The organism is Candidatus Pelagibacter communis, from assembly GCF_001179925.1.
Classification (GTDB): Bacteria; Pseudomonadota; Alphaproteobacteria; order Pelagibacterales; family Pelagibacteraceae; genus Pelagibacter; species Pelagibacter ubique_E.
Map to the genome: position 1 here is coordinate 1 of NZ_CVSF01000039.1, position 608 is coordinate 608.

The window sequence follows — 608 nt, forward strand, 5'->3', positions numbered from 1 at the left end:
CTAAAGCAGATTTACTTTGGGTAGAAGGCGACCTTCTTCCTGGTGATGAACTAGATGAAGATGAGTTCAATGGAGAATGATGAGAGTAGCTTTGTAAGACACGAACCTTGTCCAGAATGTCAGTCAAGAGATAACCTAGCCAGGTACTCCGATGGACACGCTTATTGTTTTGGATGTCATTACAGAGAACCAGCAAATGGTGAAGTGAATAGCTTTACTAATACAAAAGAAAATTCAGATATGATTACAGGTGAAGTAGAAGCGTTATCAAAAAGACAAATAGATTTTGAAACCTGTAAATTCTTCAATTATCAAACTGGTGAATACAAAGGACAACCAGTTCAAATAGCTCCATATTATAATTCCAATTACTCCTTGGTTGCTCAACACATTCGATTTCCTAATAAAGATTTTATCTGGTTAGGAGATATGAATGGTGTTGGGTTGTTTGGTCAGCACAAATGGAAACCAGGTGGAAAGATGATTACTATTACTGAAGGTGAAGTTGATTGTATGTCAGTTTCAAAAGTACAAGGTAATAAGTGGCCAGTAGTATCAGTACCTTCTGGAGCTAAATCAGCAAAAAAATATATTAAAAAAAATTTAGA

Annotated in this window: 1 pseudogene; it reads left to right on the plus strand. The window is 35.7% G+C overall.

Annotation, left to right across the window (positions count from 1 at the left end):
• Nucleotides 1–60: 60 nt before the first annotated feature.
• Nucleotides 61–608, plus strand: a pseudogene (locus AMN70_RS02490) (DnaB-like helicase C-terminal domain-containing protein); the annotation flags it as partial.